We start from the raw sequence: 25728 nt of genomic DNA on the forward strand, positions 1-25728 counted from the left end.
AAGCCGCTGGTCATCGTCGCCGAAGACGTCGAAGGCGAAGCCCTCGCCACCCTCGTCGTCAACCGCCTGCGTGGTGGTCTGAAGGTCGCGGCCGTCAAGGCTCCGGGCTTCGGCGACCGCCGCAAGGCCATGCTGGAGGACATCGCCGTCCTGACCGGCGGCCAGGTGATCTCGGAAGACCTCGGCATCAAGCTCGAGAACGTCACGATCGACATGCTCGGCAAGGCCAAGAAGGTCACCATCACCAAGGACGACACCACCATTGTCGACGGCGTGGGTGAGAAGTCGGCCATCGAGGCCCGCATCTCCCAGATCAAGAAGCAGATCGAGGACACCACCTCGGACTACGACAAGGAGAAGCTGCAGGAGCGTCTGGCCAAGCTGGCCGGCGGCGTCGCGGTCATCCGCGTCGGCGGCTCGACCGAGGTCGAGGTCAAGGAGAAGAAGGACCGCGTCGACGACGCCCTCAACGCCACCCGCGCGGCGGTCGAGGAAGGCATCGTCCCGGGCGGCGGCATCGCCCTGCTCAAGGCGACCAGGGCGCTTGAAGGCCTGACCGGCGACAACGCCGACCAGACCGCCGGCATCGCCATTATCCGCCGCGCCATCCAGGCCCCGATCCGGCAGATCGTCGAGAACGCCGGCGTCGAAGGCTCGATCGTGGTCGGCAAGGTGCTGGAGAACTCCTCGGCCACCTACGGCTTCAACGCCCAGACCGAAGAGTACGGCGACCTGGTCGCCATGGGCGTGATCGACCCCGCCAAGGTGGTCCGCACCGCCCTTCAGGACGCGGCCTCCGTGGCCGGCATCATGATCACCACCGAAGCCGCGGTGGCCGACGCGCCGAAGAAGCCCTCGGCCGGCGGCGCCGGCGGCGGCATGGGCGGCGGCATGGGCGGCATGGGCGACATGGACTTCTGATCCGGAAGTTCAGTTCGCTGAGCTGAAACAGAAGAGGGCGGGTCCGGCGACGGGCCCGCCCTTTTTTTGAAGTTCCGCTTCGCACTCCACTGCGAACCTTTGGATCGGCCGCTTTTCGGCCAGCGGCCGGAGCTGACGCTCCTGGCCGTGGAGCAGACCGTCCGATGGTCCGCGAGGGGTGGTGAGCGGACTTATGTGCGGTCTGCCCAGATCGTCGCCGGACTGCTATCTTGGCATCATGACCCCCTACGTTTTTCAGGATCGGTTTGAGCAAGGCGAGTTTATAAAAGTCGTCGCGTCCGTGACTTTGTTGGCGACCGGCGACGGCGGACGAACCGGTCCGGTCCGGGGAAGCTATCGGCCAAACCACAACTTTTTTGGGCCTGAAAACCGCGAGATGACCATCGGCTTCATCGATCTGCCAGAGGGTGTCGAACTACTGCCGGGACAGTCGATTGAGACGCCTATCTCGTTCTGGTCATGGCCGCGCCTTGCCGCTGAAATCCATGCTGGCAGTGAGTGGATCATCCAAGAGGGTCCAAAGGTGGTGGGGTTCGGCAAGGTCCTCGAAGTGATCGACAGCCAAACCTAAAGTCCGCAACGGGTCGGGAGCCGACCGTCACCTAAGGGTGGGAATCGGACGTTGAGCTCAATCCAAGAGGCGATCATTTGAGCTTAGGCTATTTCCGGTAACGTTCGCTCCGCCTTCGAGCTGCAAAGTTTTCTGGATACAGCCGGATGTTGCGGCGCTACAACTCGCTGAACGCGATATGCAACGGAGATTGTGATGAAGATCCTTCACATTGTCGCGGCGGGAGTCATCGCGACGCTGACCGCCTGCGCGACAAAACCCGCTGCGTTGGCGGAAGGCCCCGACTGCAGGCCGATGGTCGCTTATGTGGTCCTTCAGTGCTGGTACGGAGGTCGGGATGCGGGGCTGAGCCAATGCCAGAGCCTTCGGGAAAGCCCCCCGGGCTGCGGCATCGACACAGACGCAGTCGCCTTCTTCAACAGTGGAATAGACCTTTCACCAATATACGCCCCTCCGGGAAGCGAGGACCGGCCACGTTGGGCGCAGTTCAATGTCTATCGTGACGCAGAAGGACGCGTTGGCCGGAAATACTCGCAAGACCGAGGCGGCGTCATCACCGAACGCCTGTACGAGGAAGACCGCATTCCAGCAAGAGAATGAATGCACGTTAAGGTATCATTCCGCTTGCGGTGAAGGTTGTATTGTGGGCTCATTCGTTGCCGGACTTGCCGGCAATGGAGGAAGAAATGGTAGTCGCTAAACTGAGCGTTGGCGCTCTGGTTACCAACGTTTTGCTCGCCCCTTTGGCCGCCGGAGCCCTGTTGGCCTCGGCATCTCCTGTACTCGCACAGGACCCCGAGCCCTGTTATGTGATCGACATCGTCTGCAATCCGCGGGATCCGTCGGACTGCTGGGTCTCGCAGCCGCAACTCGATCCTGACTGCGACGGCGAGCCCGGTTGAGATATTCTTGGTGGGGCGCGCAGCGCGCGTCTCACCAACCTGGCTGCAGCCTGAAGTCTCCCCCGCAGGATCACGCTTTCGCCTCGCTGCACCATTTGAAGTGACCCATCCGGCAACGGCCATTGCGAGCCTTCGCCTCATCCCACGGTGCGCGCATCCACGATGTCCGCAACGGGTCGGGAGCAGTCCCGAGTACCGGCAATTCCTCCGGGGGCGCGGAAAGCCGACGCCTCTTGGACATTGCCTACAGCTTTTTCCAGTTTCGGACGAGGTAGTGGACGATGTTCACTAGACAACCAAGGCGACGCCTATCGCGAAACCGTAGGTAAAGTCAGGTGTCATGCCGCGATGCTCGCATCGCATCCGCATGTCTGCAACGGGTCGGGAGCGGTCATTCAGGAGGCGCCCTAGAGCGGCCTTTGCCGTCCCGCCCGTGAGCGGACGACCCGAACGTACCTATGGGTGGGAGCCGCCATCTCCAACGCTAAGCTACGGTGATGGCCGAATATTCGTGTTGGTTCTGCGACCGGGGGATTGAACGTTCGGACGACGGGGCGATCCTCGTGACGCTTGAGGGCCTATGGCGTTGGCACGATGGTCCGCGATCCAACGACGACCCGATCCAACAAGTCTATTCCCACTCATCGTGCGCGAAGCAGCGACTGAACGGAGCGACCATGGACATCGAACCTTCAGTGTTCGGCGAGGACGGCTAGTGTCCGCAACGGGTCGGAGGCGGACCTAACCGCTCGCGCGGCAGGCCGGCACGGTCAGTCCCTGACCGGCGCCCGGTCGGGAGCCGGGGTCGGGCGCGTGGGGCACGCAGACCCGTCGGAGAGGGAGGGCGGGAGCCAATCCCCCCGCCTCCCGTTCGACTCGCCGCCATGGCCCGCAGAAAGCAGGATCTGGAACGGACGCCGCTCATGCCGGCCGAGTTCCTGCCGATCGCCCACCCAACCCTCGTCGGCAAGCCGCCGGAGGGGCCGGGGTGGATTCACGAAATCAAGTTCGACGGCTGGCGGATGCAGCTGAACGTGCGGGGCGGGCGGGCGACGTGGTTCACCCGCAACGGCTTCGACTGGACCCGCAAGCTGGGGGTTTTGTCGGTGTTCGCGGGGGAACTGCCGGACTGCATCCTGGACGGGGAGCTGTGTGGGTTGGATGACGAGGGCAACCCCAGCTTCAGCGCCCTGCAGTCGGCGATGGCGGCGGATCGGACGGACGAACTGGTGTTCTTCGCCTTCGACATCCTGTTCCGGGGCGAGAACGACTTGCGGCCCTATGCACTGGAAACGCGCAAGTCGTCGCTGCGGCGCGTGCTGGACGAGGGCGGACCGGCCATCGAGGACACGATCCGCTACGTCGAGCATTTCCCGGAGGCGCCGGCGCGGCAGCTGCACCGGGCCGCGTGCGAGATGCGGCTGGAGGGGATCGTCTCAAAGCGGCTGGACGAGAACTATCGCGCCGGGCGGACGCAGGTCTGGCTGAAGTCGAAATGCCGACCCGGGCAGGAACTGGTGGTGGGCGGCTGGAAGGCGTCGCGCACCGGCCATTTCAAAGGACTGCTGACTGGCGTCTATGAGGACGGGGAGCTGATCTATGCCGGGTCGGTCAAGAACGGCTTCGGCGAGCGCGAGGTGCGGCAGCTGACCCCGCGTCTGAAGGCGCTGGAGCGGGGACGCTCGCCGTTCGCCGGCAAGACGCAGCCGACCGCCTCGGGCGGGGACCGGCTGCACTATGCCGAGCCCCGGCTGGTGGCGCAGGCGGATATCGCGGAGTGGACCGCGAGTGGGCGGGTGCGGCAGGCCAGCTATAAGGGACTGCGCGAGGACAAGGCGCCGGAGGAGGTGCGGCGCGAGGGGTGAACCGGCGCAGTCGCACGGCGTTTGGCGAACATGACCTCACGCGATCCCCACACCTGCCGCCGGGCCCTGCGCGAGATCGGAGAGATCGCGGCCGTGGCAGTGCTGCCCGACAGCCAGATGACCGATCAGGAAGCGCTGCAGAGCATCGCCGCCATCGCTGAATGGGTGATCGAGGAGGCGCCCGAGGCGCGGCCCGACTGCGGCGATGTGATCCGGCAGCTGGAGCGGATGACGGCTGGCGTGGATTTCGACGCGCTGGGCGACCGGGAGGCGCTGGACCTGTTCAGCGAGGTGCTGGGGGCGCTGGAGACCTCGGGGTCAGATGTGTTCGCGGGACCGGCAGCCCCGCAGGGTTAGGCAACCCGCCTCCGCGACACGGTCATCTCCCGCCCCAACCTCCCGCTCTCCCCCTGCGTCGACAGCCAGATCAGCGCCTCGACCGTGGCCGCGACGGCGCCGTAGAGGGCGCGGGCGGCCCCCGTCTGCGGCGGCCGGCGTTCGGCGGCCCAGGCGAGGTGGCCTTCCTCCTCGGTCTGGATGGCGGCGATGGCCTCCGCGAGCTCGGGGTCGGCGCGGGCGGGGTCGGCGGCGAGCCAGGCCAGCTGGTGGTCGAGGTGGCGGTGGACGGTGCGCTCGACGGCCTCGGTGCAGATGAAGACGCCGGTGCGGCCCGCCAACCCGGTCATCAGGCCGAGGGCGAAGCCGCCGAGGGCCCACAGCGGCATCAGCCGGCACGGGCGGGCGGCGCGGGACGGCACCAGGGCGAGGAACATCTGTTCGTGGCGGCGCTCGTGCGCCAGCAGCTCGGCGAGCTCGGGCACGAGCTCGGGGCAGCGCCAGCGGGCGGCGGCGATCTGGGCGGCGTAGATGCGGGAGGCGCCGTGCTCGCCGCCGTGGTTGACCTTGAGAATGCGGGCGACGGTGGAGGGCATGCCCGGAGGGTGGCACGAAGCTGTGCGGCCGTCTTGCCCTTCCACCGCTTCGCGGTCCCCCTCCTCACTCCGTGGGAGGATATGAACCCCCGCCCCTCCCCGCACGTTGGCCCGCCATGCCCACCTCCCGCGATCCCCACACCTGCCGCCGCGCCCTGCGCGAGATCGGGGAGATCGCGGCCGTGGCGGGGCTGGAGGACAGCCAGATGACCGACCAGGAGGCGCTGGCCAGCATCGCCGCCATCGCCGAATGGGTGCTGGACGAGGGGCCGGGAGCGCGGGCGGACTGCGGCGAGGTGGTGCGGCGGCTGGAGCGGATGACGGCCGGGGTGGACTTCGAGGCGCTGGGCGACCGGGAGGCGCAGGACCTGTTCGGCGAGGTGCTGGGGGTGCTGCAGGAGCCCGCCGGGGCTCAATAGCCCTTGTAGACGTGCTTCTGGGACCTGGCGCGAGCTTCGTCGGCGCGGGCCTGGGCGGCGTCCATCCGGGCCACGGCGGCCTCGGACTCCGCCCGGTCGGCGTCGGAGAAGTCGCGGCGCAGGCCGTCGGCGAAGACGACCCCCGACAGGAGCAGCCCCAGGGCGGTGACCCCGCCGGCGGCGAGCATGAGGAAGCGGAGCTTCGGGGCGGTGTCTTTACTGGCCATGGAGGCTCCTGTTCCGGGGCCTAACGCGGGCCCGGCCGGTTCGATGCGGCGGGGCGGCGCAATTGTCGGGGGGCGTGTCTCCGGGGCCCTCCCCCTCCGGCCGGGAGCCTGACGCCGTGCCGGCGATCCGCGGAATTATAGTCCGATAGCGGAGAATACCTTCGGCCTTTTCAGCCCCTTGGCGTTTTCTCGAGGCGGTCTTCCGTCCGCATTGCGGGGCGGGCGTATACTGCTGTCCTTCGCCAGCCGGTCTTTGACAATCGAACCGCCGTACGCCGCCGGAGGCGCGCCCGGCCCCCCAAAAGACCCCAGGGCCACCCAGGGCCCCGATGCAGACTCTGCCGACTCTGCCACACCGAATTTCGTGTCGACCCTGCCGACTCTGCCGACTCTGCCACACCGAATTTTTCCGGCTTCACCCGGGGTGAAGCCGGGGCCGGGAAGCTCCCTCCCCCCGCCGCCGCCTGACCGGCGCCGGCCGGAAACGGGACGGAATGGGGCCGTGTAACCTTCTCGATAGCCGTGCGTTACGGCCCAGCTAGGCGATGAGAGGACGCATGAAGGACGGCGGAATCAAGGGCGGGAACGACGCGCGGTTCGGGATTTCCGGGCTGGACGACATCCTCGCCGGCGGGCTGGAGCGGGACCGCATCTATCTGCTGGAGGGCAGTCCGGGCACCGGCAAGACGACGGCGGCCATGAGCTTCCTGATCGAGGGGGCCGCGAAGGGCGAGCGGTGCCTGTACATCACCCTGTCGGAGACCGAGGAGGAGCTGCGCGGCACGGCGCGGTCGCACGACTGGTCGCTGGAGGGCGTCGAGCTGTTCGAGCTGGTCCCGCCGGAGAGCCTGCTGGACGAGCAGCAGCAGCAGAGCCTGCTGTATTCCTCCGACCTCGAGCTGGGCGAGACCACGCGGATGATCTTCGAGGCGGTCGGCAGGACCGGGCCGCAGCGGGTGGTGATCGACAGCCTGTCGGAGATCCGGCTGCTGGCCCAGGGCTCGCTGAGGTACCGGCGCCAGGTGCTGGCGCTGAAACACTATTTCGCCAAGCGCGGGGCGACGGTCCTGCTGCTCGACGACCTGACCACCGACATCAACGACAAGACGGTGCACAGCGTGGCGCACGGGGTGATCCAGCTGCAGGAGCTGGCGCCGGAATACGGAGCCGAGCGGCGGCGGGTGCGGGTGATCAAATACCGCGGGCGGCGCTTCCGCGGCGGCTATCACGACTTCACCATCAAGACCGGCGGGCTGGAGGTCTATCCGCGCATCGTGGCCTCGGAACACCGCACGGCCTTCGAGCGCAGCCCGGTGTCGAGCGGGGTGGCGGGGCTGGACGCCCTGCTGGGCGGCGGCGTGGAGCGGGGCTCCAGCGCCCTGATCCTGGGGCCGGCGGGCACGGGCAAGTCGCTGTTCGCGCTGAATTTCGCGGTGGCGGCGGTGAAGCGGGGCGAGAAGGCGGCGCTGTTCATCTTCGACGAGGAGCTGGGGCTGCTGTTCGCCCGCATGCGCGGCCTGGGCATCGATCTGGAGTCGATGCGCAGCGAGGGATCGCTGATCATCGAACAGGTCGACGCGGCCGAGCTGTCGCCGGGCGAGTTCGCCTCCCGGGTGCGGGCCTGCGTGGCCGAGAAGCAGATCAGAACCGTCGTCATCGACAGCCTGAACGGCTACCAGGCGGCGATGCCGCAGGAGCAGTTCCTGGTACTGCACATCCACGAGCTGCTGCAGTATCTGAACCGGCAGGGGGCCTCGACCTTCCTGACCGTGGCCCAGCACGGGCTGGTCGGCGACATGAAGGCGCCGGTGGACGTGACCTATCTGGCCGACACGGTGATCCTGCTGCGCTATTTCGAGGCGGTCGGGCATGTGCGGCGGGCCGTGTCGGTGATCAAGAAGCGCGCCGGCGGGCATGAGAAGACCATCCGCGAGTTCGAGATCGACTCCAGCGGCCTGACCATGGGCGAGCCGCTTCAGGGCTTCCAGGGCGTGCTGCGCGGCGTGCCGAACTTCGTCGGGCAGGGCTCGGGCCTGATGGGCGACGCCTCGGCATGAGCCACGGGGGGGATCTTTCGGAGCGCGCGCTGGTGCTGGCGCCGACGGGCCGCGACGCCGGCATCGCCGCCGCCATTCTGAAGGAGGCGGGGGTGCCGGCGCTGGTCTGCGACACGCTGGAAGCCCTGCGCGGCCGGCTGGACCAGGGCGCCGGCCTGGCCGTGGTGGTCGAGGAGGCCCTGCGCGACAGCGACCTGACCGGACTGGCGGCGTGGATCGAGGCGCAGCCGTCGTGGTCGGACTTTCCGTTCGTGGTGCTGACCCAGCGCGGCGGCAGCGTCGAGCGCAATCCGGCGGCGCAGCGCCTGTCGGTGACGCTGGGCAACGTCAGCTTCCTGGAGCGGCCGTTCCACCCGACGACGCTGGTCAGCGCGGTGCGGACGGCGCTGCGGGGGCGCCGGCGGCAATATGAGGCCCGCGAGCGAATCGAGGAGATCCGGCGCGCCGAGGCGACGCTGGAACGGCGGGTGGCCGAGCGCACCGCCGAACTGGAAGCCGCCAACCGGCAGCTCGCCTCGCAGATCTTCGAGCGGGAGAAGGTGGAGTCGGCCCTGCGCCAGGCGCAGCGTCTGGAAGCGGTCGGGCAGCTGACCTCGGGGGTGGCCCACGACTTCAACAATCTGCTGACCGTGATCCTCGGCAATGTCGAACAGATGCGGAAGCACGCCGACGATCCGGTGCTGAAGCGGCGTCTGGCGATGATGAGCGAGGCGTCGCAGCGGGGCGCCCGGTTGACCGCGCAGATGCTGGCCTTCTCGCGCCAGCAGAAGCTGGAGCCGCGGCCGGTCGATCTCAACGACACCGTGCTGAGCATGCGGGACCTGCTGCAGAGCACGATCGGCGGCAGTGTGGAAATCGCGGCGCCGCAGCTGGCGGAGGAGCTGTGGCCGGCGATGATCGATCCGACTCAGATCGAGCTGGTCATCCTCAATCTCGCGATCAATGCCCGCGACGCCATGGAGGTGGGCGGAACGCTGTCGATCAGCACCGCCAACGTGGTGCTCGGCGAACCGGAGGAGCCCGAGGCTCCGCCCCCCGGGGAGTATGTCATGGTCGCGGTCAGCGACACCGGCTCGGGCATGAGCGACGAGGTCCGGGCCCGCGCCTTCGAGCCCTTCTTCACCACCAAGGAGGTCGGCAAGGGGTCCGGTCTCGGCCTGAGCCAGGTGTTCGGACTCGCCAAACAGTCCGGGGGCGGCGTCGGCATCGAGACCGAGATCGGGCGTGGCACGACCATCAAGCTGTTCCTGCCGAAGGCCAACGTCGCGCCGGCGAGCCGGAGCGCCGACGCCGGAGCGGCGCCCTCCGCCCACGCGGATCACCTTCTGGTGCTGGTGGTCGACGACGACGACGCGGTGCGCGAAGTCACAGCCGGCCTGCTGACCGATCTGGGCTACAATGTCGTCGAGGCGGGCAGCGGCGGGGCGGCGCTCGACCTGATCGAGCGTCTCGACGGCATCGACGCGGTGGTCCTGGATTTCGCCATGCCGGGCATGAACGGCGCCGACCTGGCCCGGGAGCTGCGGGCGCGGCGTCCCCGGGTGCCGATCCTGTTCGCGACGGGCTATGCAGACGCCGAGGCGCTGATGGGGATCGGAGACCACGAGATCGTGCACAAGCCGTTCGTCCAGGCGGAACTGGCCCGCAAGCTGTCGCGAAGTTTCGTGGCCGCATAGGCGAAGCGCCGGGTCGGCGGGTTTTGTGACGTACGGAAACGGCTTACGCTTCGGCAACTGATTGAGCCCAGAAGCGTTGCAGCCCTTCGCGGGAGAGCGACGGGGGATGTGTCGATGCGACAGTTCCGGCGGGGAGCCGCCGCGGCGGTACTTCTGGTCCTGCCTGCAGTGGCCCAGGCGGAGGAGACGCCGGCGGCCGCGTCACCGGATACGGCGGCGATCGCGCGGCAGACGATGGGGTTGGGTCCGGACGACCAGGATCTGGCGCGGCTGTCGCTGGAAGAGCTGGCCATGGTCGAGGTCACCTCGGTGTCGCGGCGACCCGAGGCGCTGGCCGACGCGGCGGCGGCGATCTTCGTGATCAGCGCCGACGACATCCGCCGTTCGGGCGCGACCAGCCTGCCCGAGGTGCTGCGGCTGGCGCCCAACCTCAGTGTTCAGCGGGTCAACGCGGTCGACTACGCGATCAGCGCGCGCGGCTTCAACGGCTACGAGACCTCGAACAAGCTGCTGGTGCTGATCGACGGCCGCAGCATCTATTCGACCCTGAACTCGGGGGTGCTCTGGGACGCCCACGACGTGATGCTGCAGGACATCGAGCGGATCGAGGTGATCAGCGGTCCGGGCGGCGCGCTGTACGGCTCCAACGCCATGAACGGGGTGATCAATATCATCACCCGGTCGGCGCACGACAGCCGCGGGACGCTGCTCAGCGTGGGAGCCGGCGACGACGACGACGCCCTGGCCCTGCGCCATGGCGGCGACTTCGGCGGGGCGGGCTCGTGGCGGGCGTGGCTGACCGGCCACCGAAGGAACGAGAGCCAGTCCGTGACCGGCGCGGAAGCCAATGACGACGCCCGGGGCGTGCGGGCGGGCGTGCGGGCGGACTGGTCGATCGGCGAGGACCGGCTGACCCTACAGGGCGACGCCTTCGACAACGAGGTGGCGGTCAACGAAAACCTGCTGGGCGTCGAGACCAGCGTGAGGGGAGCCAGTGTGCTCGGCCGCTGGAACCGGCCGCTGGCCGGCGGCGAATTTCAGGTCCAGGCCTATTACGACCGGTACGAACGAACGGAGCCGGACTCGGTCGAGGAGGCGGACACCTGGGATCTGTCGGTGCAGCATGCCTTCGCGTTCGGCCCCCACCAGGTCGTCCTGGGCGCCGGTCACCGGGTGGTGGAGTCCCGGTTCTTCGCCACGTCCAGCATCGCCTTTCTCGATCCAGCCGAGCGTACGCTGACGCTGACCAACCTCTTCGTGCAGGACCAGATCGCGCTGGACCATGGCCTGACCCTGACGGTGGGGGCGAAGTTCGAGGACAACAGCTTCTCGGGCCAGGAATTCCTGCCGAATGTCCGGCTGGCGTGGCGGCGGCCAGGCGGCGATCTGCTCTGGGCCGCGGTGAGCCGCGCCAGCCGGACCCCAAACCGGATCGAGCGCGACCTGACCTTCCCGGGATTTCTCGTCGGGGGGGATTTCCAGTCGGAGACTGCGACGGCCTGGGAGTTGGGCTACCGGGCCAATCCCCGGCCCCGGATGTCGTTCTCGATCAACGCCTTCTACAACGTCTACGACGGCCTGAGGACGGTCTCGGTCAACCCGGCGACTTTCCTGCCGCTGACCCTGACCAACCACGGCGAGGCGAAGACCTGGGGGGTCGAGGCCTGGGGTAGCTACGACGTGTCGCCGACGTGGCGACTGAGCGCCGGCGTCAGCACCCTGACCAAGGACTACGACCCCACCCCGACCCCGGAGGACATCAGCGGCCTGATCTCGATCGGCGACGACCCGGACTATCAGGTGCTGGTGCGGTCGCAGCACGACCTGACGGACGCGGTAGAATTGGACGTGCGGCTGCGGGCGGTCGGCGACCTGGCCGTCGTCGACGACTATGTTGAGGCCGATGTGAGGCTTGGCTGGCAGCTGACGGACCGGCTGGAGCTGTCGCTGACCGGCCAGAACCTTATCGAGGATCGGCGGGTCGAGACCGGCGATCCCATCCGGGGCCGGGCCTTCGGCCGCACCGTCTTCGGCGCCCTGCAGGTGAGCTTCTGAGATGATCCAGGGGCGGGCCTCCATCCTGGTGCTGCTCGCCCTGCTCTGGAGCTTGCCGCTTCACGTCGCCGCCGCGCCCCGGCCCGCGCAGACGAGTCTCGAATATTCGGTCAAGGCCAACTACCTGGTGCGGTTCGCGGCCTTCGTCGAATGGCCGGCGCAGTCCTTCGCCACAAGCCAGTCGCCGGTGGTGATCTGCGTGGTCGGCCGCGATCCGTTCAACGGCGCGCTCGACCGCGCCGTCCGGGGCCAGACGGCGCACGGGCGGGCGCTCGCGGTGCGGCGGCCCGACACGGCCGAGGCGGCGGCGGGCTGCCACATCCTCTACGTCGGACGGGGCGGCGGAGGCATGGTCCGGGACGGCCAGCGGCCGGTCCTGCGGGTCACCGACGGAAACGTGTCGTCCGACCGGGGCATGATCCATTTCGTCATCGACGACGACCGGGTGCGGTTCCACATCGATCTGCAGGCGGCGTCGAGGAGCCGGCTGTCGATCAGCTCGCGCCTGCTCAACCTCGCCCTCAGCGTGCGGGGAGGCTGAGGCATGCCCTGGGTCGCCCGCCTCCGCTACAGCCCCTTCCCCATCGTGGCCTTGGCCTCGCTGCTGGTGCTGTTGATCGCGGGGGTGGCCATCGCGGTGCTGAACGAACAATCCCTGAGGCTGCAGACCGCGCGCGAGGCAGGCGCCCAGGCCGACCTGCTGGCCTCGGCCGTCAGCGGGGCCCTGGCCTTCGACGACGCCGAGGCGGCGCAGGACTACGTCAACGCCGTGCAGATCAACCCCAGTGTGCTGACCGCCGCGGTCTATGACGAGAACGGCCGGATGGTGGCCAGTTTCGTCCGCGACGGGGAGACGGTTTTCCACACGGCGGCGTCCGGCGAGCGCGCGACGATGTTCGACGACGGTCACCTGCTGGTCGCCCGGCCGGTCGAGGAGGCGGGGCAAAGGCTGGGAGCCGTTCAACTGAAGCTGCTGGAAACCCCGCGGGCGCAGCGCTTCAGCCGTTACGCCGGCCTGTTGCTGGTTCTCGGGCTGGCGGCGTTGGTGGTCGTCGTCCTGGCCGTGGCCCAGGGCGCCCTGAGGCGGGCTAACCGGCAACTCGCCGACCGGGCCGCCGAACTGGTGCGCGCCAACGCCCTGCTGCAACAGCAGATGGTCGAGCGGGAAAAGGCCGAGGAGGCCCTGCGCCAGAGCCAGAAGATGGAGGCGATCGGACGGCTGACCGGCGGCATCGCCCATGACTTCAACAATCTGCTGATGGTGGCGTCGAGCGGCATCGAGCTGCTCGACCGGACGGACGATCCCAAACGACGGAAGACACTGAGCGCTGGAATCCGCCAGGCCGTGGAGCGCGGCGCGGCGCTGACCCGCCAGCTGCTGGCCTTCGCGCGGCGCTCGCCGTTGAAGGCCGAAGTGCTGGACCTGCGCGGCCACATCGAGGGGCTGCGCTTCCTGCTGGAGCGGTCGCTGCGCGAGGATATCGAGGTGGTGATGGACCTCTCGGCCGACCTGTGGCCGGTCGAAGCCGACCGCGGCGAACTGGAGCTGGCCCTGCTCAACCTCGCGGTGAATGCCCGGGACGCCATGCCCCAAGGCGGCACGCTGACTGTGTCGGGCTGCAATATTCCAGGCGACGACGAGACGCCGGACCGTGTGTGCCTGAAGATCGCCGACACCGGCGCGGGCATGTCGGCCGTGGTGGCGTCACGCGTGTTCGAGCCCTTCTTCACCACCAAGGAAGTCGGCCGCGGCACCGGCCTCGGCCTGTCGCAGGTCTATGGCTTCGTGCGCTCGTCGGGCGGCGACATCAGCGTGGAATCGCGCGAGGGCGTGGGCACGACCTTCACCCTGTGCCTGCCGCGCAGCTCGAGGACCCCGGCCGGCGCCGGGCTCGTCACGCCGGCCGCCGCCGAGGAGCCCCGGGCGAAGCGCAAGGCGACCGGGCGTCTGTTGCTGGTCGAAGATGACGACGCCGTGGCGGCCGGGGTCGGCCATATGCTGGGCGACCTCGGCTATCGCCACGTGCGGGTCGCCAATGCGGCGGAGGCGCTGGCGCTGCTCGAAAAGGATCCCCGGTTCGATCTGGTGTTCTCGGACATGGTCATGCCGGGTGAGATGGACGGCCTCGGCCTCGCACAGGAGGTGCGGCGGCGCATGCCGGCCGTGCCGGTGTTGCTGACCACCGGCTTCAGCGAGGCGGCGTCGGCGGCGACGGGCGAGGCCTTCCGCCTTCTGCTCAAGCCCTACGGCATCGACGGCCTTTCCGAGGCGCTGGCCGCAACCCTGTCCGAACGGACCGCCTGAACGAATCCACCGCCCGCCGCGTTCGACTCCCGAACCTGAGACGAGGAGGCGATCATGGCCGCGAGACCGACCTGGCAGGGGCATCTGAAGCTTAGCCTGGTGACGTGCCCGGTGGCGCTCTACACAGCGACCTCTGCGGCGAGCCACGTCAGCTTCCACCTGATCAATCCCGAGACCAACAACCGCATCCGCATGGTGCCGACCGACCCTGACGCCGGGCCGGTCGAGCGCTCGGATCTGGTCAAGGGCTATGAGGTGTCGAAGGACGAATATGTGCTGTTCGACGACGAGGATTTTGACAAGGTCAAGCTGGAGAGCACGCGGACGATCGACATCGACCAGTTCGTCGACGAGGACGACATCGACCGGCTGTACTGGGACTCGCCCTTCTATGTGGTGCCGGAGAAGGGCGTCGGGGCCGAGGCCTTCGCCGTCATCCGCGACGCCATGAAGGCGGCGGGCAAGATCGCCATCGGCTGTCTGGTGCTGCGTAACCGTGAGCGCCAGATCGCGCTGGAGGTGCGGGGCAAGGGGCTGGTCGCCTACACCCTGCGCCCGCACGAGGAGGTGCGCGACGCAGCCGATTTCTTCGACGACATCCCGACGGTGAAGGCCGACAAGGACATGGTCGACATCGCCACCCGGATCATCGCCCAGAAGGAGGCGGAGTTCGATCCGAGCGAGTTCAGGGACCGCTACGACGACGCCCTGAAGGAGATGATCAAGGCCAAGCAGAAGGGCGGCAAGAAGCTGGTCGAGGCGCCGGAGCCCGACGACACGAACGTGGTCGATCTGATGGCGGCGCTGCGAGCCAGCCTGAAGGGATCGGCGGGCGGAGAGCGCAAGACGGCGCCGGCGAAGAAGGCGGCCGCGAAGAAACCGGCAGCCAAGAAGACCGCGGCGAAGAAGAAGGCGGCCTAACGGTCTTGACCGGATTGGTCAGCCCTGAGCCAATCGGTAACCTAGGCGCGCCATGCTGTTGGTCTCGTTGAACCCGGCACGCCCATTGGGGCCGAATACCATGGTCAGTTGGCGCCCGACCTCATCCCGCCGCCAGAGCTGTACCCGATCCTGATCGCCGTCGGCTTGGCGCTGGGGTTGATCGCCGTCATCGCCCTTCGCGGGATGGCGGCGTTCGGGCGCTACTCTCGACGGCGGGGCAGGCCGGAAAAGGTCCTTCTAGCGGGTCAGAGCACCTTCTTCAGAACCGGCCGGAGGTTCACCGCGCCATCCCTGAAGTCCCTCCACGGATCGGGTTTCTTCAGCAGGGCGGCGGCGTCGTGGAGGGTGTAGGCCTTCGGGTCGAGGCCGGATTTCACCTGGCCCCAGGACAGCGGGAAGGCGATGCCGGCGCCCGGGCGGGCGCGGGCGGACCAGGGGGCGACGGCCGTGGCCATGCGGCCGTTGCGCAGATAGTCGAGGAAGATCTTCCCGCCCCGGGCCTTCTTGGCGATGGTGGTGGTGAAATGGTCGGGGTCGCGGCGACGGACGATCTCGGACACCTCCTTGGCGAAGGCCTTGCACTGGTCCCATTCGATGCGGCTGCGGGCGTCGGCGAGAATGGGGACGACCACGTGCAGGCCCTTGCCGCCGGTGGTCTTGACGAAGGGGTTGAGGCCGAGGCCTTCCAGCTCCTTCCGCATGGTTTTCGCGGCGGCGATGACGTCGGCGAAGTCGAGGCCTTCGTCGGGGTCGAGGTCGAAGGTGATCTGGTCGGGCGTTTCCGGGTCGCCGGGCTTGCAGCCCCACGGGTGCAACTCCAGCCCGCCCGACTGGCCGATCGCGACGAGGCCGCCGACATCGACGACGCCGACGTAGGGCTTGCGCTCCTTCACATCGATCAGCTTCAGGCGGGGGTTGGAGCCGGGCATGGCGTGGCGCTGGAAGAAGCGTTCGCCGCCGATGCCCTCGGGCGCGCGGATGATCGAGACGGGCCGGTCGGCCACGTGGGGCAGGATCCGTTCGGCCGCCATTTCGTAGTAGCGCACCAGCTCGGCCTTGGTGATGGCGGGGCGGCCGTCTGCGGCGGGCCACAGCACCTTGTCCGGGTTGGAGATGGTCACGCCGGAGATGACGAGCTTGCCCTTGGCCGACTTGCCGGGGCGCTCGCCGGGCATGGCCAGCGGCGAGGAGGACGAGTGTTTGCCCGGCTCCTTCGCAAGGTCGGCGGGCGCGTGCGGCCGTTCGGTCACCTCGGACGGCGGCTTGTCCTCGCGCAGACCCTTGAAGGCGGCCTGGCGCAGCGAGCCGGTGTCGGTGTAGCCGCCGTGTTCGACCTCGGCGACCAGCACGGGCGCGGTCCAGTGGATGGTCATGCCCCCGGCGCGCGACTTCCTCGGCGCGTTCTTGCCGACGAAGGGGCTCCTGTCCGTCTCGGCCGCCTTGAGCTTCGGCAGCAGGGTCTTGAGCAGGGTCTGGTTGTAGCCGGTGCCGACGCGGCCGAGGTGGCGCAGGCCGCCCTCGTCCTGGACTCCGACGATCAGGGAGCGGAACCGGTCGCCCTCGGAGGTCCAGCCGCCGATGACCACCTCGTCGCCGCCGCGGCATTTGGACTTCAGCCAGGTCGTGGAGCGGCCCTCCGTGTACGGAGCATCGAGTTTCTTGGAGATGACGCCTTCCAGGTCCATGCGGCAGGCGCTCTCGAGGATGGCCTGGCCGGTGGTGGCGAAATGGTCGACGTAGCGGATGCGCTTGCCGGCGGATTTGGGAATGCGGTCGATGTACGCCTGCAGCCGCGCCTTGCGGTGCGACAGCGGCAGCCCGCGCAGGTCCTCCGGGCCTTCGAACAGCAGGTCGAAGGCGAAATAGACGAGATCCCCCGTCTTGCCGGCGGCGATGGCCGCCTGCAGGGCCGAGAAGTCGGGCATGTGGTTCTCGGCCAGGGCGCAGAGTTCGCCGTCGACCACGGCGTCGGGCCAGAGGGCGGCGTCGGCGGCGAGCTCGGGGAATTTGGCCGACCAGTCGAGGCCCTTTCGGGTGCGGATCGTCGCGCGGCCGCCGCCCGAGGCAACCTGTAGCCGGTAGCCGTCGAACTTGATCTCGTGGGCCCAGCCGGTCCCCTGCGGCGGATAGTCGGCGATCTTGCACAGCTGGATCGGCACGAAGGCGTGCGGCTTCGACGCGTGGCTGGTCACGGCTGGGCGAGCCTCGGGCGTGGGCGGCGCCGCCTTCTTCGTCTTCGCCGGAGAGAGCCAGCGCTTCCGGCCCTCCGCGATCTCGGCGAGGCTGCGGCCGCTGGCGACCGAGGCGTCGATCTCCATGTTGGCGTCGCCCTCGCCCGGCACGGCGTATTCGTCCTTCTCCTTGATCAGCAGCCAGTTGTTGCGCTTGGAGGGCTTGCCGCGATCGGAGCGCAGCCGGATCAGGGCCCATTTCCCCTGCAGGCGCTCGCCATGGACGATCATCTTCACGCTGCCCTTCTTGAAGGCGGCGTCGAGGTCATCCTCCTGCGGCTCCCAGGTGCCGCGGTCCCACATCTGCACCGTGCCGGCGCCGTAGTTGCCGGCCGGGATGGTCCCCTCGAAGGTCCCGTAGTCGAGCGGGTGATCCTCGACCTCGACCGCCAGCCGCTTGACCGAAGGGTCTCGCGACGGGGCCTTGGTCACGGCCCAGGACTTGAGCACCCCGTCCAGCTCGATGCGGAAGTCATAGTGCAGACGCGTCGCCGCGTGGCGCTGGATCAGATACTTCAGCCCGGCCTTGCGGGCCTTGCCCTTCTTGCCCTTCGGCTCAGGCGTCTCGCTGAATTTCCGCTTGGCCTTGTAGGTCTCCAGCTCGCCGCGCACCCGCGTCTCCCGTCAACGACCGAGGGGTCAGGGACGTGAAACGCGCCGGCGGCGAATTCGCTCAGCTTCAGTCCTGGGGCTCGTCCCCGGGCTTTTCGCCCCGGGCCGCGGCGCGCTTCTCGGCCTTGGCGGCGGCTTTTTCGGCGGCCTTCTTCGCGTCGGCGCGCTCGCGCTCCTGACGTTCGAAGCTGTAGTTGGGCTTGCGGGCCATCGGCGGGCTTCCTTTCCGGCGCGGCTGCGCCTGACGCGAGGGGCGCCGGGAGAACGCCGGGGACGCGGCGCGGGATGCATGCAGGGTGGGGCGCGTCGGCCCCGGCGACAACCGTTAATGGACGGGCGTTTAATCGACGGCGACGATCTCGACCGTCTGGCCGGCGACCACGGCCTCGTCGCCGACGCGTCTGCCGATCAGGGCCACAGCCAGCGGCGAGACGTGGCTGACCGAGCCGGCGGCGGGGTCGGCCTCGTCCTCGCCGGTGATGCGCCAGGTCTGGGTGCGGCCGTCCTCTCGCTCGATGGTCATCGAGCCGCCGAAGCGCACGCGGCCGTCGGGCGGGGTCTCGACCAGCTGGGCCGAGGCGCGGCGGGCGGACCAGTAGCGCAGGTCGCGGGTGGCGCGGGCCATGGCGGTGCGGTCGGCCTCGATCGAGCCGTGGGCCTGGGCGGCGCTGTAGGCCGCGCGCGCGGCGGCGAGGGCGGCGTCGATCCGCGCCAGTCCCTCGGGGGTGACGAGGTTCGGATGGGGCGAGATAGGGCGGTCGGGAAGGTCGGCGGCCGTGGCCTCCAGATCTTCCTCGCGGGTGAAGGCGACGCTCATGGGCAGGAAGCGTATGCCGATGCCGCGCGTTCCGGTCTAGAAGGCCGCATGAGTTCTCCAGACAAGACCATGCATGTGATCGGGGCCGGGCCGGCCGGGCTCATGGCCGCCGAACGGCTGGCGCAGGCCGGCGTCGCCGTGGTCGTGCACGAAGCCATGCCGTCCGTGGCGCGCAAATTCCTCATGGCCGGGCGGGGCGGGCTGAACCTGACCCATTCGGAGCCGCCGGAGGCGTTCACCGGCCGCTACGGCGAGGCGTCAGGGACCGTGACGGCGTGGCTGGAACGGTTCTCGCCGACGCATCTGATCGGCTGGGCCGAGGGGCTGGGGCAGCCGGTGTTCACGGGCTCGTCGGGGCGGGTGTTTCCGCGGGCGATGAAGGCCTCGCCGCTGCTGCGGGCGTGGCTGGCGCGGCTGGCGGAACTGGGCGTCGAGGTGCGGACCCGCTCGCGCTGGGTCGGCCGACGCGAGGGCGGCTGGGTGTTCGAGGCGCCCGACGGGGAGCGGGTCGAGCGGCCGGACGCGGTGGTGCTGGCGCTGGGCGGGGCGAGCTGGCCCCGGCTGGGATCGGACGGCGGCTGGCGCGAACGGCTGGAGGCCGAAGGGGTCGAGGTGGCGCCGTTCCGGCCATCCAACGTCGGCTTCGACGTGATGTGGTCGCAAGTGTTCGCCGAGCGGTTCGCCGGACAGCCGCTGAAGCCCGTGGCGCTGACGTTCGGGGACACAACCGTGCGCGGCGAGGCTATGGTGACGCGATACGGGCTCGAGGGCGGGGCGGTCTACGCCCTGTCCGCCGGGCTGCGGGAGGCGGTGGAACGGGACGGATCGGCGACACTGGTTGTCGATCTGCGGCCGGACCTGACGATCGAGGCGCTTGCCGGACGGCTGGCCAGGCCGCGCGGCAAGGACAGCGTCTCGAACTGGCTGCGCAAGGCGGCGGGCCTGTCGCCTGTCGGGGCCGGGCTGCTGCGCGAAATCCCCGGTGCCCTGCCGGAAGGGGCCGACAAGCTGGCGCGGCGGATCAAGGCGGTGCGGCTGACCCTGACAGGGGTGCAGGGACTGGCGCGGGCGATCTCGTCGGCGGGGGGCGTGCGGCTGAACGCCGTGGATGAGCGGTTGATGCTGAAGGCGATGCCGGGCGTGTTCGTGGCCGGCGAGATGCTCGACTGGGAGGCCCCGACCGGCGGCTACCTGCTGCAGGCCTCGATGGCCTCCGGTGTCGTCGCGGCGGAGGGCGTGCTGGACTGGTTGGCCGGGGACGTTAGGACGGGCGCATGACCGACCTCCCCGACATCCACGGCGTCTGCCCGCCCCGGTTCGCGGCGGTGAAGGACGCCTTCGCCGCCAATTTCACCGACGCGCCGGAGAGGCTGAACGAGCGGGCGGCGCGGTTCAGCGTCTGCCTCGACGGCGAGCCGGTCGTCGATCTGTGGGGCGGCTGGGCCGACACGGCGCAGACGGTTCCCTACGGACCCCACACGCTGACGCCGGTGTTCTCGGCAGGCAAGGCGGTGATGGCCCTGCTGATCGCGACCTGCGTCGAGCGGGGACGGCTGGACTACGAGCGGCCGGTGGCCAGCTACTGGCCGGACTTCGGCCAGGCCGGCAAGGAGGCGATCACCGTCGGCGAGCTGATGAGCCATCAGGCGGGCCTGCCGGGGTTCTCCGAGGGGATCGAGCCGCAGGACTGGTTCGATCGCAAGCGGGTGCTGGAGAAGCTGTGCGCCCAGGCGCCGATGTGGGAGCCGGGGACCGGCTCGGGCTATCACCCGATCACCATCGGCTTTCTGGCCGGCGAGCTGTTCCGGCTGGTCGACGGGCGGACCATGGGAACGGCGCTGCGCGAGGACTTCCCGGGCCTGGACCTGTGGATCGGCCTGCCGGAGGCGGAACACGACCGGGTGGCGCAGATGAGGAAGCCCTCGGCGCCGCCGAGCCTCGGCGGGCTGGACCCGATCAAGCGCTCGGCCTTCTTCGACAGGGGCTCGTCGCCCGGGCCGCGCGAGGCGACCGAGTGGCGGACGACGGAGATCCCGTCGGCCAATCTGCACGGCACGGCGGCCGACCTGGCGCGGTTGATGACGGTGGTGGCGACCGGCTGGTTCGGGGGACGCAGGGTGCTGTCGGAGGCCACGCTGGCGGCGGCGCGGCGCGAGCGGGTGCACGGCCAGGACCGGGTGCTGCCGTTCGTGATGGGCTGGGCGGCCGGCTGGACCTCGAACCGGGGGCTGGAGATTTTCGGGCCGAACCCGGAGGCCCGGGGGCACTACGGATGGGGCGGCAGCTGCGTCTGGGCCGACCCGGAGGTGGGGCTGTCGGCGGCCTATGTGATGACCCGCCAGTCGCCGCACCTGATCGGCGACCCGCGGGCGGTGCGGCTGCAGGACGCGCTCTACTCGGTCTTCTGACGACGAGGGGCGGTCAGACCGCCGATGACGCCTGACAGGACGGCGAGCCCGGCGCAGGTCAGGATGACGGCGCGGAAGGCCGCGTGGAAGGCCCCGCGGGCGGCGGGCTCGAGATCGGCCCCGCCCATCACTTCACCAAGGAGAGCCCGGGCGTCGGGGCTGTCGGCCCGGGCGACGAACACCGCCGACAGGATGACGCCCAGCAAGGCGATGGCGAGCAGGGCGGCGACGCGGGCGACGGCGTTGTTGATCCCGGAGGCGACGCCCGTATGGCCCTCCGGCACCGCGCCCATTACGGCGGCGGTCAGGGGTCCGACGGCGAGGGTCACGCCGACGGCCATGGCTATCATCCCGGCCAGCGGACCGTCGACATAGCCCGCGCCCGGGGCGGGCAGGGCCAGCAGGGCGAGGCCGAAGCCGGCGAGGATCGGGCCGAGGCTGAGCGATAGCCGGGCGCCGAAGCGGTCGGCCAGCTTGCCGGCGTAACCCGAGAACAGGCCCATGATGACGGCGAAGGGCAGCATGGCGGCGCCGGCGGCGGTGGCGCTCCAGCCGTGCACCCGGATCAGATCGAAGGGCAGGAAGAACATCGCCCCGCCGAGCGCGAAATAGAGCAGCAGCGTCAGCAGATTGACGCCGCTGAACACCGGCGAGCGGAACAGGCGGAGGGGCATCATCGGATGACGCTGGCGCGCCTCCGCGAACAGGAAGGCGGCCAGCAGGACGATCCCGCCAAGGAGGCCGGTCAGAATCGACGGATCGCTCCAGCCGAGGTCCGGCGCCGCGGTCAGGGCCCAGGTGAGGACGCCGAGGCCGGTCATCGCGAACAGGGCGCCGCGCCAGTCGAGGCCCCTCGCCTGCTCGTCGCGGCTCTCCGGTACGGCCTTGAGGGTGACCGCGATGGTTAGCGCGGCCAGCGGCACATTGATCCAGAAGATCAGGCGCCAGTCGGCGGCGTCGGCGAGCCAGCCGCCGACCAGCGGGCCGATCATGCCAAAGACCGCTCCCGCCCCGGCCCAGGTGCCGAAGGCCTTGCCGCGCTCCTCCGGCGGGAAGGCGGAGCCGATGACGGCGAGCGCGCCGGGGGTCAGCAGGGCCGCGCCGACGCCCTGCGCCGCCCGTCCGGCGATCAGCAGCTCGACGGTGGGGGCGAGGCCGCAGGCGATGGAGGCGAGAGCGAACAGGGCGACGCCGATCACGAACACCTTGCGGCGGCCGAAGCGGTCCCCGGCGGCGCCGCCGATCAGCACCAGGGCGCCGAGGGTGAGCAGATAGGCGTTGGAGACCCACTGAACAGCGGCCGGACCGGCCCGGAGGTCGTTCTGGATCGCCGGCAGGGCCACGCCCAGCGCCGAGCCGTCGATGAAGGTCAGGCTGGAGCCGAGGACGGTGGCGACGAGAATCCAGCGCTTGCGGGAGGCCGACAACGATGGATCGGCCATGGCGCGCTCCGGACGGGGGATCGGAAGCTAGGCCGGTTCCGCTGCGTTCTTCAAGGCTTGCCGGGCGGCCCGGACGCGGAAGAAGGCGGCCGCCGCGAACACCCCGGCCCCGCCCCAGATGAAGGCGAAGGACACCACCCGCAGCGGGGTCAGCGCCTCGCCGGCCCAGACGCCGACCATGAATTGCAGGGTCGGGGCGAGGAACTGGATGAAGCCGATAGTTGACAGCGGCAAACGCCGCGCCGACCAGGCGAACAGGGCCAGCGGCAGCACCGTGGCGGGGCCGTTGGCCAAGGCCCAGACGGTGTTGATCGGGCTGTCGAAGGCGACGCCGGCGCCGGTGTGCTGCAGCCACAGCACCCAGGCGAGGCCGAACGGGACCAGCAGCAGGCACTCGACCAGCAGGCCGGCCTGGGCGTCGATCGGCACACGCTTGCGGATCACGCCGTAGGTAGCGAAACTGAGGGCGAGGACGATGGATATCCACGGCGGCCGGCCCAGCGCCAGCGCCTGGAACAGCACCCCGACGGCGGCGAGGCCGATGGCGATCCAGCCCCAGCGGTCGATCTTCTCGCGGAACAGCCACAGCCCGACGACCATGTTGAGCAGCGGGTTGATGTAATAGCCGAGGCTGGCCTCGAGCGTGGCCTCGTGGGTCGTGGCCCAGACGTAGATGCCCCAGTTGAGCCCGATCAGCACGGTCGAAAAGGCCAGCCACGCCAGCGTCCGCGGCGAGGCGAAGACGGCGCGGACCTGTCCGCCCTGTTTGGCCAGCCAGACCAGCAGCCCCGCTACCGCCACGGCCCAGAGGGCGCGGTGGGCGAGGATTTCGAGCGCGTCAAAGCCGACCGCCGCCTGTCCCATGAACAGCAGGGGCATCACGCCCCACAGTCCGTAGCAGGCGAAGGCGGACAGCAGGGCGGCGCGGCCCTGATCCGGGCCGGTCGAAACGGACATGGTCATCTCCTTCGCCGGGGAGGGCGAACGGAAGGTCAGACGGTGAGGGTGCGATATCCGGACGAGGGTTTGATGGTCCCGGTTTCGTCGAGCAGCTGGGCGATCTGGACGGCGTTGAGCGCGGCGCCCTTGCGCAGATTGTCAGCGACGACCCACAGCGACAGGCCGTTCTCGACCGTGTGGTCCTTGCGGATCCGGGAGACGTAGACGGCGTGCTCGCCCGAGGCGTCGACGGGGGTGATGTAGCCGTCGTGCTCCTGCTTGTCGATGACCATGACTCCGGGGGCCTCGCGCAGGATGGCGCGAGCCTCGTCGGGGCTGATCGGGCGGTCGAATTCCAGCGTCACCGCTTCCGAATGGCCGACGAACACCGGCACGCGGACGCAGGTGACGGTCAGCTTGATCGATGGATCGAGGATCTTGTGGGTCTCGTCCCACATCTTGGCCTCCTCGTCCGTGTAACCGTCGTCGCGGAAGGAGCCGATGTAGGGGATGACGTTGAAGGCGATCTGCTTCGGGAATTTCTTCGGCGTGGCGTCGCCGAGGCCGTAGATGGCCTTGGTCTGGTTCCACAGCTCGTCCATGCCTTCCTTCCCGGCGCCCGACACCGACTGGTAGGTCGAGACCACCGCGCGGATGATCTTCGCCGCGTCGTGCAGGGGCTTCAGGGCGACGACCAGCTGGGCGGTCGAGCAGTTGGGGTTGGCGATGATGTTCTTCTTGCGGGCCAGCTTGATGGCGTCCGGGTTCACCTCGGGCACGATCAGCGGCACGTCGGGGTCCTTGCGGAAGGCCGAGGAGTTGTCGATCACGATCGGGCCGGCCTTGCCGATCTTCTCGGACCACTGGCGCGAGACGTCACCGCCGGCGCTCATCAGCACGATGTCCACGGTCGAGAAATCGAACTCCTCGATGTCGCGGCATTTGACGACCTTGTCGCCCCACGCCACCTCGACGCCCTTCGACTTGCGCGAGGCGAGGGCGTGCATCTCGTCGACGGGAAATTCCAGTTCCTCGAGGATGTTCAGCATCTCCCGGCCGACATTGCCGGTGGCGCCCACGATGGCGACTTTGTAGCCCATGAGGTGGTCCTTCGACGCGCCAGGCTCGGCTCGCGGAGCCTCGCTGCTTGAGCGCAAAATTGAGTGATGCCGACCGTGCCGGACGACGATGGCTCTATGTGGGCCTTCGCAGGCGCGAAGCAATCGCTTTTCAGCGACGGCTGGCGCCGTTAAGGCCGAGAAGGATGGGATCACGCATACGCGCTGCTTATGAAAAGCGGCTGGCCGACGGCCGACTGACGCCCGACCCGTCGCAGGTCCCGGTGGTCGACGCGCTGGCGCGGCTGGAGATCGACCTTGGGAGGAAGGGTCGGTTGGGCGGGCTGCTGGGCGGACCGCCGGAGGTGCGGGGCGTCTATCTGTGGGGGCCGCCGGGGCGGGGCAAGTCCATCCTGATGGACCTGTTCTTCGCCTGCGCGCCGGAGAAGCGGAAGAAGCGCGCCCATTTCCACGCCTTCATGGCACGGGTGCACGGCCTGATCCGGCAGTGGCGCGAAGGCGACGCGGATGCGCGCAAGGCGGTGTTCGGGCAGTGGAAGGGCGACGATCCGATCCGTCCGGTGGCGGAGCTGATCGCCTCGGAGGCGCGGCTGCTATGTTTCGACGAGTTGCAGGTCGCCGACATCGCCGACGCCCTGATCCTGGGGCGGCTGTTCGAGGCCCTGTTCGAGCGGAAGGTGGTGCTGGCGGTGACATCCAACCGGGCCCCGGACCAGTTGTACCTTAACGGGATCAACCGCGAGCTGTTCCTCCCCTTCATCGACCTGATCGAGGCGCGTTGCGAGGTGGTGTCGGTGGCGGGCGCGCGCGACTGGCGGCTGGACCGGCTGATGGGCGACCGGGTCTGGTTCACGCCCCCCGACGCGCCGGCGCGGGCCGGGTTCGAGGCGCTGTGGTCGGACCTGAAGGGCGAGCAGGAGGAATGCCCGGCCCACCTGACCGTGCTGGGCCGGGACGTGGTCATCGAGCGCACCGACGGCGGGCTGGCCCGGGCGACCTTCGCCGAACTGTGCGGCCGGGCGCTGGGACCGCAGGACTATCTGGCCGTGGCCGAACGGTTCCACACCCTGTTCGTCGAGAACGTGCCGGTGCTGGGCCCGGCCAATCACCACGAGGCGCGCCGCTTCGTGACCCTGATCGACGCCCTCTACGAGGCGGGAACGCGGCTGGTGGCCTTGGCCGAGGCGCCACCGGAAGCGCTCTATCGCGAGGGTGTGGGGGCGTTCGAGTTCGAGCGGACCGTGTCGCGGCTGAACGAGATGGCGGGGGCCGATTGGCTGGCCCGCGAACGGGACTGAGCGGTCCGC

Annotated in this window: 23 protein-coding genes; 15 read left to right on the top strand and 8 right to left on the bottom strand. The window is 69.2% G+C overall.

Annotated elements, in window-relative coordinates; all coding sequences use genetic code 11:
* The 5 genes from groEL to VEC04_RS09410 all read left to right on the top strand — a co-directional run.
* On the top strand, positions 1–921 hold a 921-nt coding region (groEL, locus tag VEC04_RS09390; RefSeq protein WP_324776140.1), incomplete at its 5' end, for a chaperonin GroEL.
* Positions 922–1159: 238 nt separating this feature from the next.
* Positions 1160–1513, top strand: a complete 354-nt coding sequence (locus tag VEC04_RS09395) for a hypothetical protein (protein WP_324776142.1) — start codon at positions 1160–1162, stop codon at positions 1511–1513.
* 195 nt (positions 1514–1708) lie between these two features.
* A complete protein-coding gene (locus VEC04_RS09400; protein WP_324776144.1) occupies positions 1709–2113 on the top strand; it encodes a hypothetical protein in 405 nt (134 codons plus the stop codon).
* A 1186-nt stretch (positions 2114–3299) separates the two neighbouring features.
* Complete coding sequence (gene ligD / locus VEC04_RS09405; RefSeq protein WP_324776146.1) at positions 3300–4280, top strand: non-homologous end-joining DNA ligase; 981 nt, start codon at positions 3300–3302, stop codon at positions 4278–4280.
* A 30-nt stretch (positions 4281–4310) separates the two neighbouring features.
* Positions 4311–4637 (top strand): hypothetical protein, encoded by a 327-nt coding sequence (locus tag VEC04_RS09410; RefSeq protein WP_324776148.1) that lies wholly within the window; start codon positions 4311–4313, stop codon positions 4635–4637.
* On the opposite strand, the gene VEC04_RS09415 is transcribed toward VEC04_RS09410, so the two are convergent.
* Positions 4634–5212 carry a demethoxyubiquinone hydroxylase family protein gene (locus VEC04_RS09415; RefSeq protein WP_324776150.1) on the bottom strand — a complete coding sequence of 193 codons (579 nt, stop codon included), beginning with the start codon at positions 5210–5212 and terminating at the stop codon, positions 4634–4636. The two genes, VEC04_RS09410 and VEC04_RS09415, sit on opposite strands and share 4 nt — an antisense overlap.
* 116 nt (positions 5213–5328) lie before the next feature.
* Between VEC04_RS09415 and VEC04_RS09420 the strand changes: the two genes are divergently transcribed.
* Complete coding sequence (locus tag VEC04_RS09420) at positions 5329–5631, top strand: hypothetical protein (RefSeq protein ID WP_324776152.1); 303 nt, start codon at positions 5329–5331, stop codon at positions 5629–5631.
* Here VEC04_RS09420 and VEC04_RS09425 read toward each other — a convergent pair.
* Positions 5625–5858: a hypothetical protein gene (locus VEC04_RS09425; RefSeq protein WP_324776154.1), complete on the bottom strand. Its 234-nt coding sequence runs from the start codon at positions 5856–5858 to the stop codon at positions 5625–5627. The two genes, VEC04_RS09420 and VEC04_RS09425, sit on opposite strands and share 7 nt — an antisense overlap.
* A 557-nt stretch (positions 5859–6415) precedes the next feature.
* Between VEC04_RS09425 and VEC04_RS09430 the strand changes: the two genes are divergently transcribed.
* The 6 genes from VEC04_RS09430 (at position 6416) to VEC04_RS09455 (ending at position 14872) form a co-directional block, all read left to right on the top strand.
* Positions 6416–7915, top strand: a complete 1500-nt coding sequence (locus VEC04_RS09430) for an ATPase domain-containing protein (protein WP_324776156.1) — start codon at positions 6416–6418, stop codon at positions 7913–7915.
* On the top strand, positions 7912–9591 hold the full coding sequence (locus tag VEC04_RS09435; RefSeq protein WP_324776158.1) for a response regulator: 1680 nt from the start codon (positions 7912–7914) through the stop codon (positions 9589–9591). Before VEC04_RS09430 ends, VEC04_RS09435 begins: the two co-directional genes overlap by 4 nt.
* A gap of 114 nt (positions 9592–9705) precedes the next feature.
* Entirely contained in the window at positions 9706–11646 is a 1941-nt protein-coding gene (locus VEC04_RS09440) for a TonB-dependent receptor plug domain-containing protein (protein WP_324776159.1), read from the top strand.
* A 1-nt stretch (position 11647) separates the two neighbouring features.
* Complete coding sequence (locus VEC04_RS09445) at positions 11648–12187, top strand: YfiR family protein (RefSeq protein ID WP_324776161.1); 540 nt, start codon at positions 11648–11650, stop codon at positions 12185–12187.
* A 3-nt stretch (positions 12188–12190) separates the two neighbouring features.
* Complete coding sequence (locus tag VEC04_RS09450; protein ID WP_324776163.1) at positions 12191–13951, top strand: ATP-binding protein; 1761 nt, start codon at positions 12191–12193, stop codon at positions 13949–13951.
* A gap of 54 nt (positions 13952–14005) precedes the next feature.
* A complete protein-coding gene (locus VEC04_RS09455; RefSeq protein WP_324776165.1) occupies positions 14006–14872 on the top strand; it encodes a Ku protein in 867 nt (288 codons plus the stop codon).
* Positions 14873–15138: 266 nt separating this feature from the next.
* Here the strand turns inward: VEC04_RS09455 and ligD (VEC04_RS09460) are convergent, their stop codons facing one another.
* From ligD (VEC04_RS09460) to greA, 3 genes are all read right to left on the bottom strand, one after another.
* Positions 15139–17736 (bottom strand): DNA ligase D, encoded by a 2598-nt coding sequence (gene ligD, locus VEC04_RS09460; protein ID WP_324776167.1) that lies wholly within the window; start codon positions 17734–17736, stop codon positions 15139–15141.
* A gap of 67 nt (positions 17737–17803) precedes the next feature.
* Positions 17804–17947 (bottom strand): hypothetical protein, encoded by a 144-nt coding sequence (locus VEC04_RS09465; protein WP_324776169.1) that lies wholly within the window; start codon positions 17945–17947, stop codon positions 17804–17806.
* A gap of 129 nt (positions 17948–18076) precedes the next feature.
* Positions 18077–18553 carry a transcription elongation factor GreA gene (greA, locus tag VEC04_RS09470; RefSeq protein WP_324776171.1) on the bottom strand — a complete coding sequence of 159 codons (477 nt, stop codon included), beginning with the start codon at positions 18551–18553 and terminating at the stop codon, positions 18077–18079.
* Between the two features lie 48 nt (positions 18554–18601).
* On the opposite strand from greA, the gene VEC04_RS09475 reads away from it, so the two are divergent.
* Both VEC04_RS09475 and VEC04_RS09480 read left to right on the top strand, forming a co-directional pair.
* Positions 18602–19831: a TIGR03862 family flavoprotein gene (locus VEC04_RS09475; RefSeq protein ID WP_324776173.1), complete on the top strand. Its 1230-nt coding sequence runs from the start codon at positions 18602–18604 to the stop codon at positions 19829–19831.
* Positions 19828–20961 carry a serine hydrolase domain-containing protein gene (locus tag VEC04_RS09480; RefSeq protein ID WP_324776175.1) on the top strand — a complete coding sequence of 378 codons (1134 nt, stop codon included), beginning with the start codon at positions 19828–19830 and terminating at the stop codon, positions 20959–20961. The genes VEC04_RS09475 and VEC04_RS09480 overlap by 4 nt, the downstream gene beginning before the upstream one ends.
* On the opposite strand, the gene VEC04_RS09485 is transcribed toward VEC04_RS09480, so the two are convergent.
* From VEC04_RS09485 to VEC04_RS09495, 3 genes are read right to left on the bottom strand one after another with little or no spacing between them, the layout of a single operon-like run.
* Entirely contained in the window at positions 20946–22403 is a 1458-nt protein-coding gene (locus VEC04_RS09485; protein WP_324776177.1) for an MFS transporter, read from the bottom strand. The two genes, VEC04_RS09480 and VEC04_RS09485, sit on opposite strands and share 16 nt — an antisense overlap.
* 27 nt (positions 22404–22430) lie before the next feature.
* Positions 22431–23360, bottom strand: coding sequence for an EamA family transporter RarD (gene rarD, locus VEC04_RS09490; RefSeq protein WP_324776179.1), 930 nt, complete (start codon positions 23358–23360; stop codon positions 22431–22433).
* A gap of 35 nt (positions 23361–23395) precedes the next feature.
* Complete coding sequence (locus VEC04_RS09495) at positions 23396–24442, bottom strand: aspartate-semialdehyde dehydrogenase (RefSeq protein ID WP_324776181.1); 1047 nt, start codon at positions 24440–24442, stop codon at positions 23396–23398.
* A gap of 164 nt (positions 24443–24606) precedes the next feature.
* On the opposite strand from VEC04_RS09495, the gene zapE reads away from it, so the two are divergent.
* A complete protein-coding gene (zapE, locus tag VEC04_RS09500; RefSeq protein WP_324776183.1) occupies positions 24607–25719 on the top strand; it encodes a cell division protein ZapE in 1113 nt (370 codons plus the stop codon).
* Positions 25720–25728: the final 9 nt, after the last annotated feature.

It is taken from the genome of Brevundimonas sp., from assembly GCF_035626535.1.
In the GTDB taxonomy this organism is placed as follows: domain Bacteria; phylum Pseudomonadota; class Alphaproteobacteria; order Caulobacterales; family Caulobacteraceae; genus Brevundimonas.

Coding starts and splice junctions, on each gene's coding strand:
- VEC04_RS09395 (WP_324776142.1), top strand. CDS start 1,160: ATGACCCCCTACGTTTTTCAGGATCGGTTTGAGCAAGGCGAGTTTATA.
- VEC04_RS09400 (WP_324776144.1), top strand. CDS start 1,709: ATGAAGATCCTTCACATTGTCGCGGCGGGAGTCATCGCGACGCTGACC.
- ligD (WP_324776146.1), top strand. CDS start 3,300: ATGGCCCGCAGAAAGCAGGATCTGGAACGGACGCCGCTCATGCCGGCC.
- VEC04_RS09410 (WP_324776148.1), top strand. CDS start 4,311: ATGACCTCACGCGATCCCCACACCTGCCGCCGGGCCCTGCGCGAGATC.
- VEC04_RS09415 (WP_324776150.1), bottom strand. CDS start 5,212: ATGCCCTCCACCGTCGCCCGCATTCTCAAGGTCAACCACGGCGGCGAG.
- VEC04_RS09420 (WP_324776152.1), top strand. CDS start 5,329: ATGCCCACCTCCCGCGATCCCCACACCTGCCGCCGCGCCCTGCGCGAG.
- VEC04_RS09425 (WP_324776154.1), bottom strand. CDS start 5,858: ATGGCCAGTAAAGACACCGCCCCGAAGCTCCGCTTCCTCATGCTCGCC.
- VEC04_RS09430 (WP_324776156.1), top strand. CDS start 6,416: ATGAAGGACGGCGGAATCAAGGGCGGGAACGACGCGCGGTTCGGGATT.
- VEC04_RS09435 (WP_324776158.1), top strand. CDS start 7,912: ATGAGCCACGGGGGGGATCTTTCGGAGCGCGCGCTGGTGCTGGCGCCG.
- VEC04_RS09440 (WP_324776159.1), top strand. CDS start 9,706: ATGCGACAGTTCCGGCGGGGAGCCGCCGCGGCGGTACTTCTGGTCCTG.
- VEC04_RS09445 (WP_324776161.1), top strand. CDS start 11,648: ATGATCCAGGGGCGGGCCTCCATCCTGGTGCTGCTCGCCCTGCTCTGG.
- VEC04_RS09450 (WP_324776163.1), top strand. CDS start 12,191: ATGCCCTGGGTCGCCCGCCTCCGCTACAGCCCCTTCCCCATCGTGGCC.
- VEC04_RS09455 (WP_324776165.1), top strand. CDS start 14,006: ATGGCCGCGAGACCGACCTGGCAGGGGCATCTGAAGCTTAGCCTGGTG.
- VEC04_RS09465 (WP_324776169.1), bottom strand. CDS start 17,947: ATGGCCCGCAAGCCCAACTACAGCTTCGAACGTCAGGAGCGCGAGCGC.
- greA (WP_324776171.1), bottom strand. CDS start 18,553: ATGAGCGTCGCCTTCACCCGCGAGGAAGATCTGGAGGCCACGGCCGCC.
- VEC04_RS09475 (WP_324776173.1), top strand. CDS start 18,602: ATGAGTTCTCCAGACAAGACCATGCATGTGATCGGGGCCGGGCCGGCC.
- VEC04_RS09480 (WP_324776175.1), top strand. CDS start 19,828: ATGACCGACCTCCCCGACATCCACGGCGTCTGCCCGCCCCGGTTCGCG.
- VEC04_RS09485 (WP_324776177.1), bottom strand. CDS start 22,403: ATGGCCGATCCATCGTTGTCGGCCTCCCGCAAGCGCTGGATTCTCGTC.
- rarD (WP_324776179.1), bottom strand. CDS start 23,360: ATGTCCGTTTCGACCGGCCCGGATCAGGGCCGCGCCGCCCTGCTGTCC.
- VEC04_RS09495 (WP_324776181.1), bottom strand. CDS start 24,442: ATGGGCTACAAAGTCGCCATCGTGGGCGCCACCGGCAATGTCGGCCGG.
- zapE (WP_324776183.1), top strand. CDS start 24,607: ATGGGATCACGCATACGCGCTGCTTATGAAAAGCGGCTGGCCGACGGC.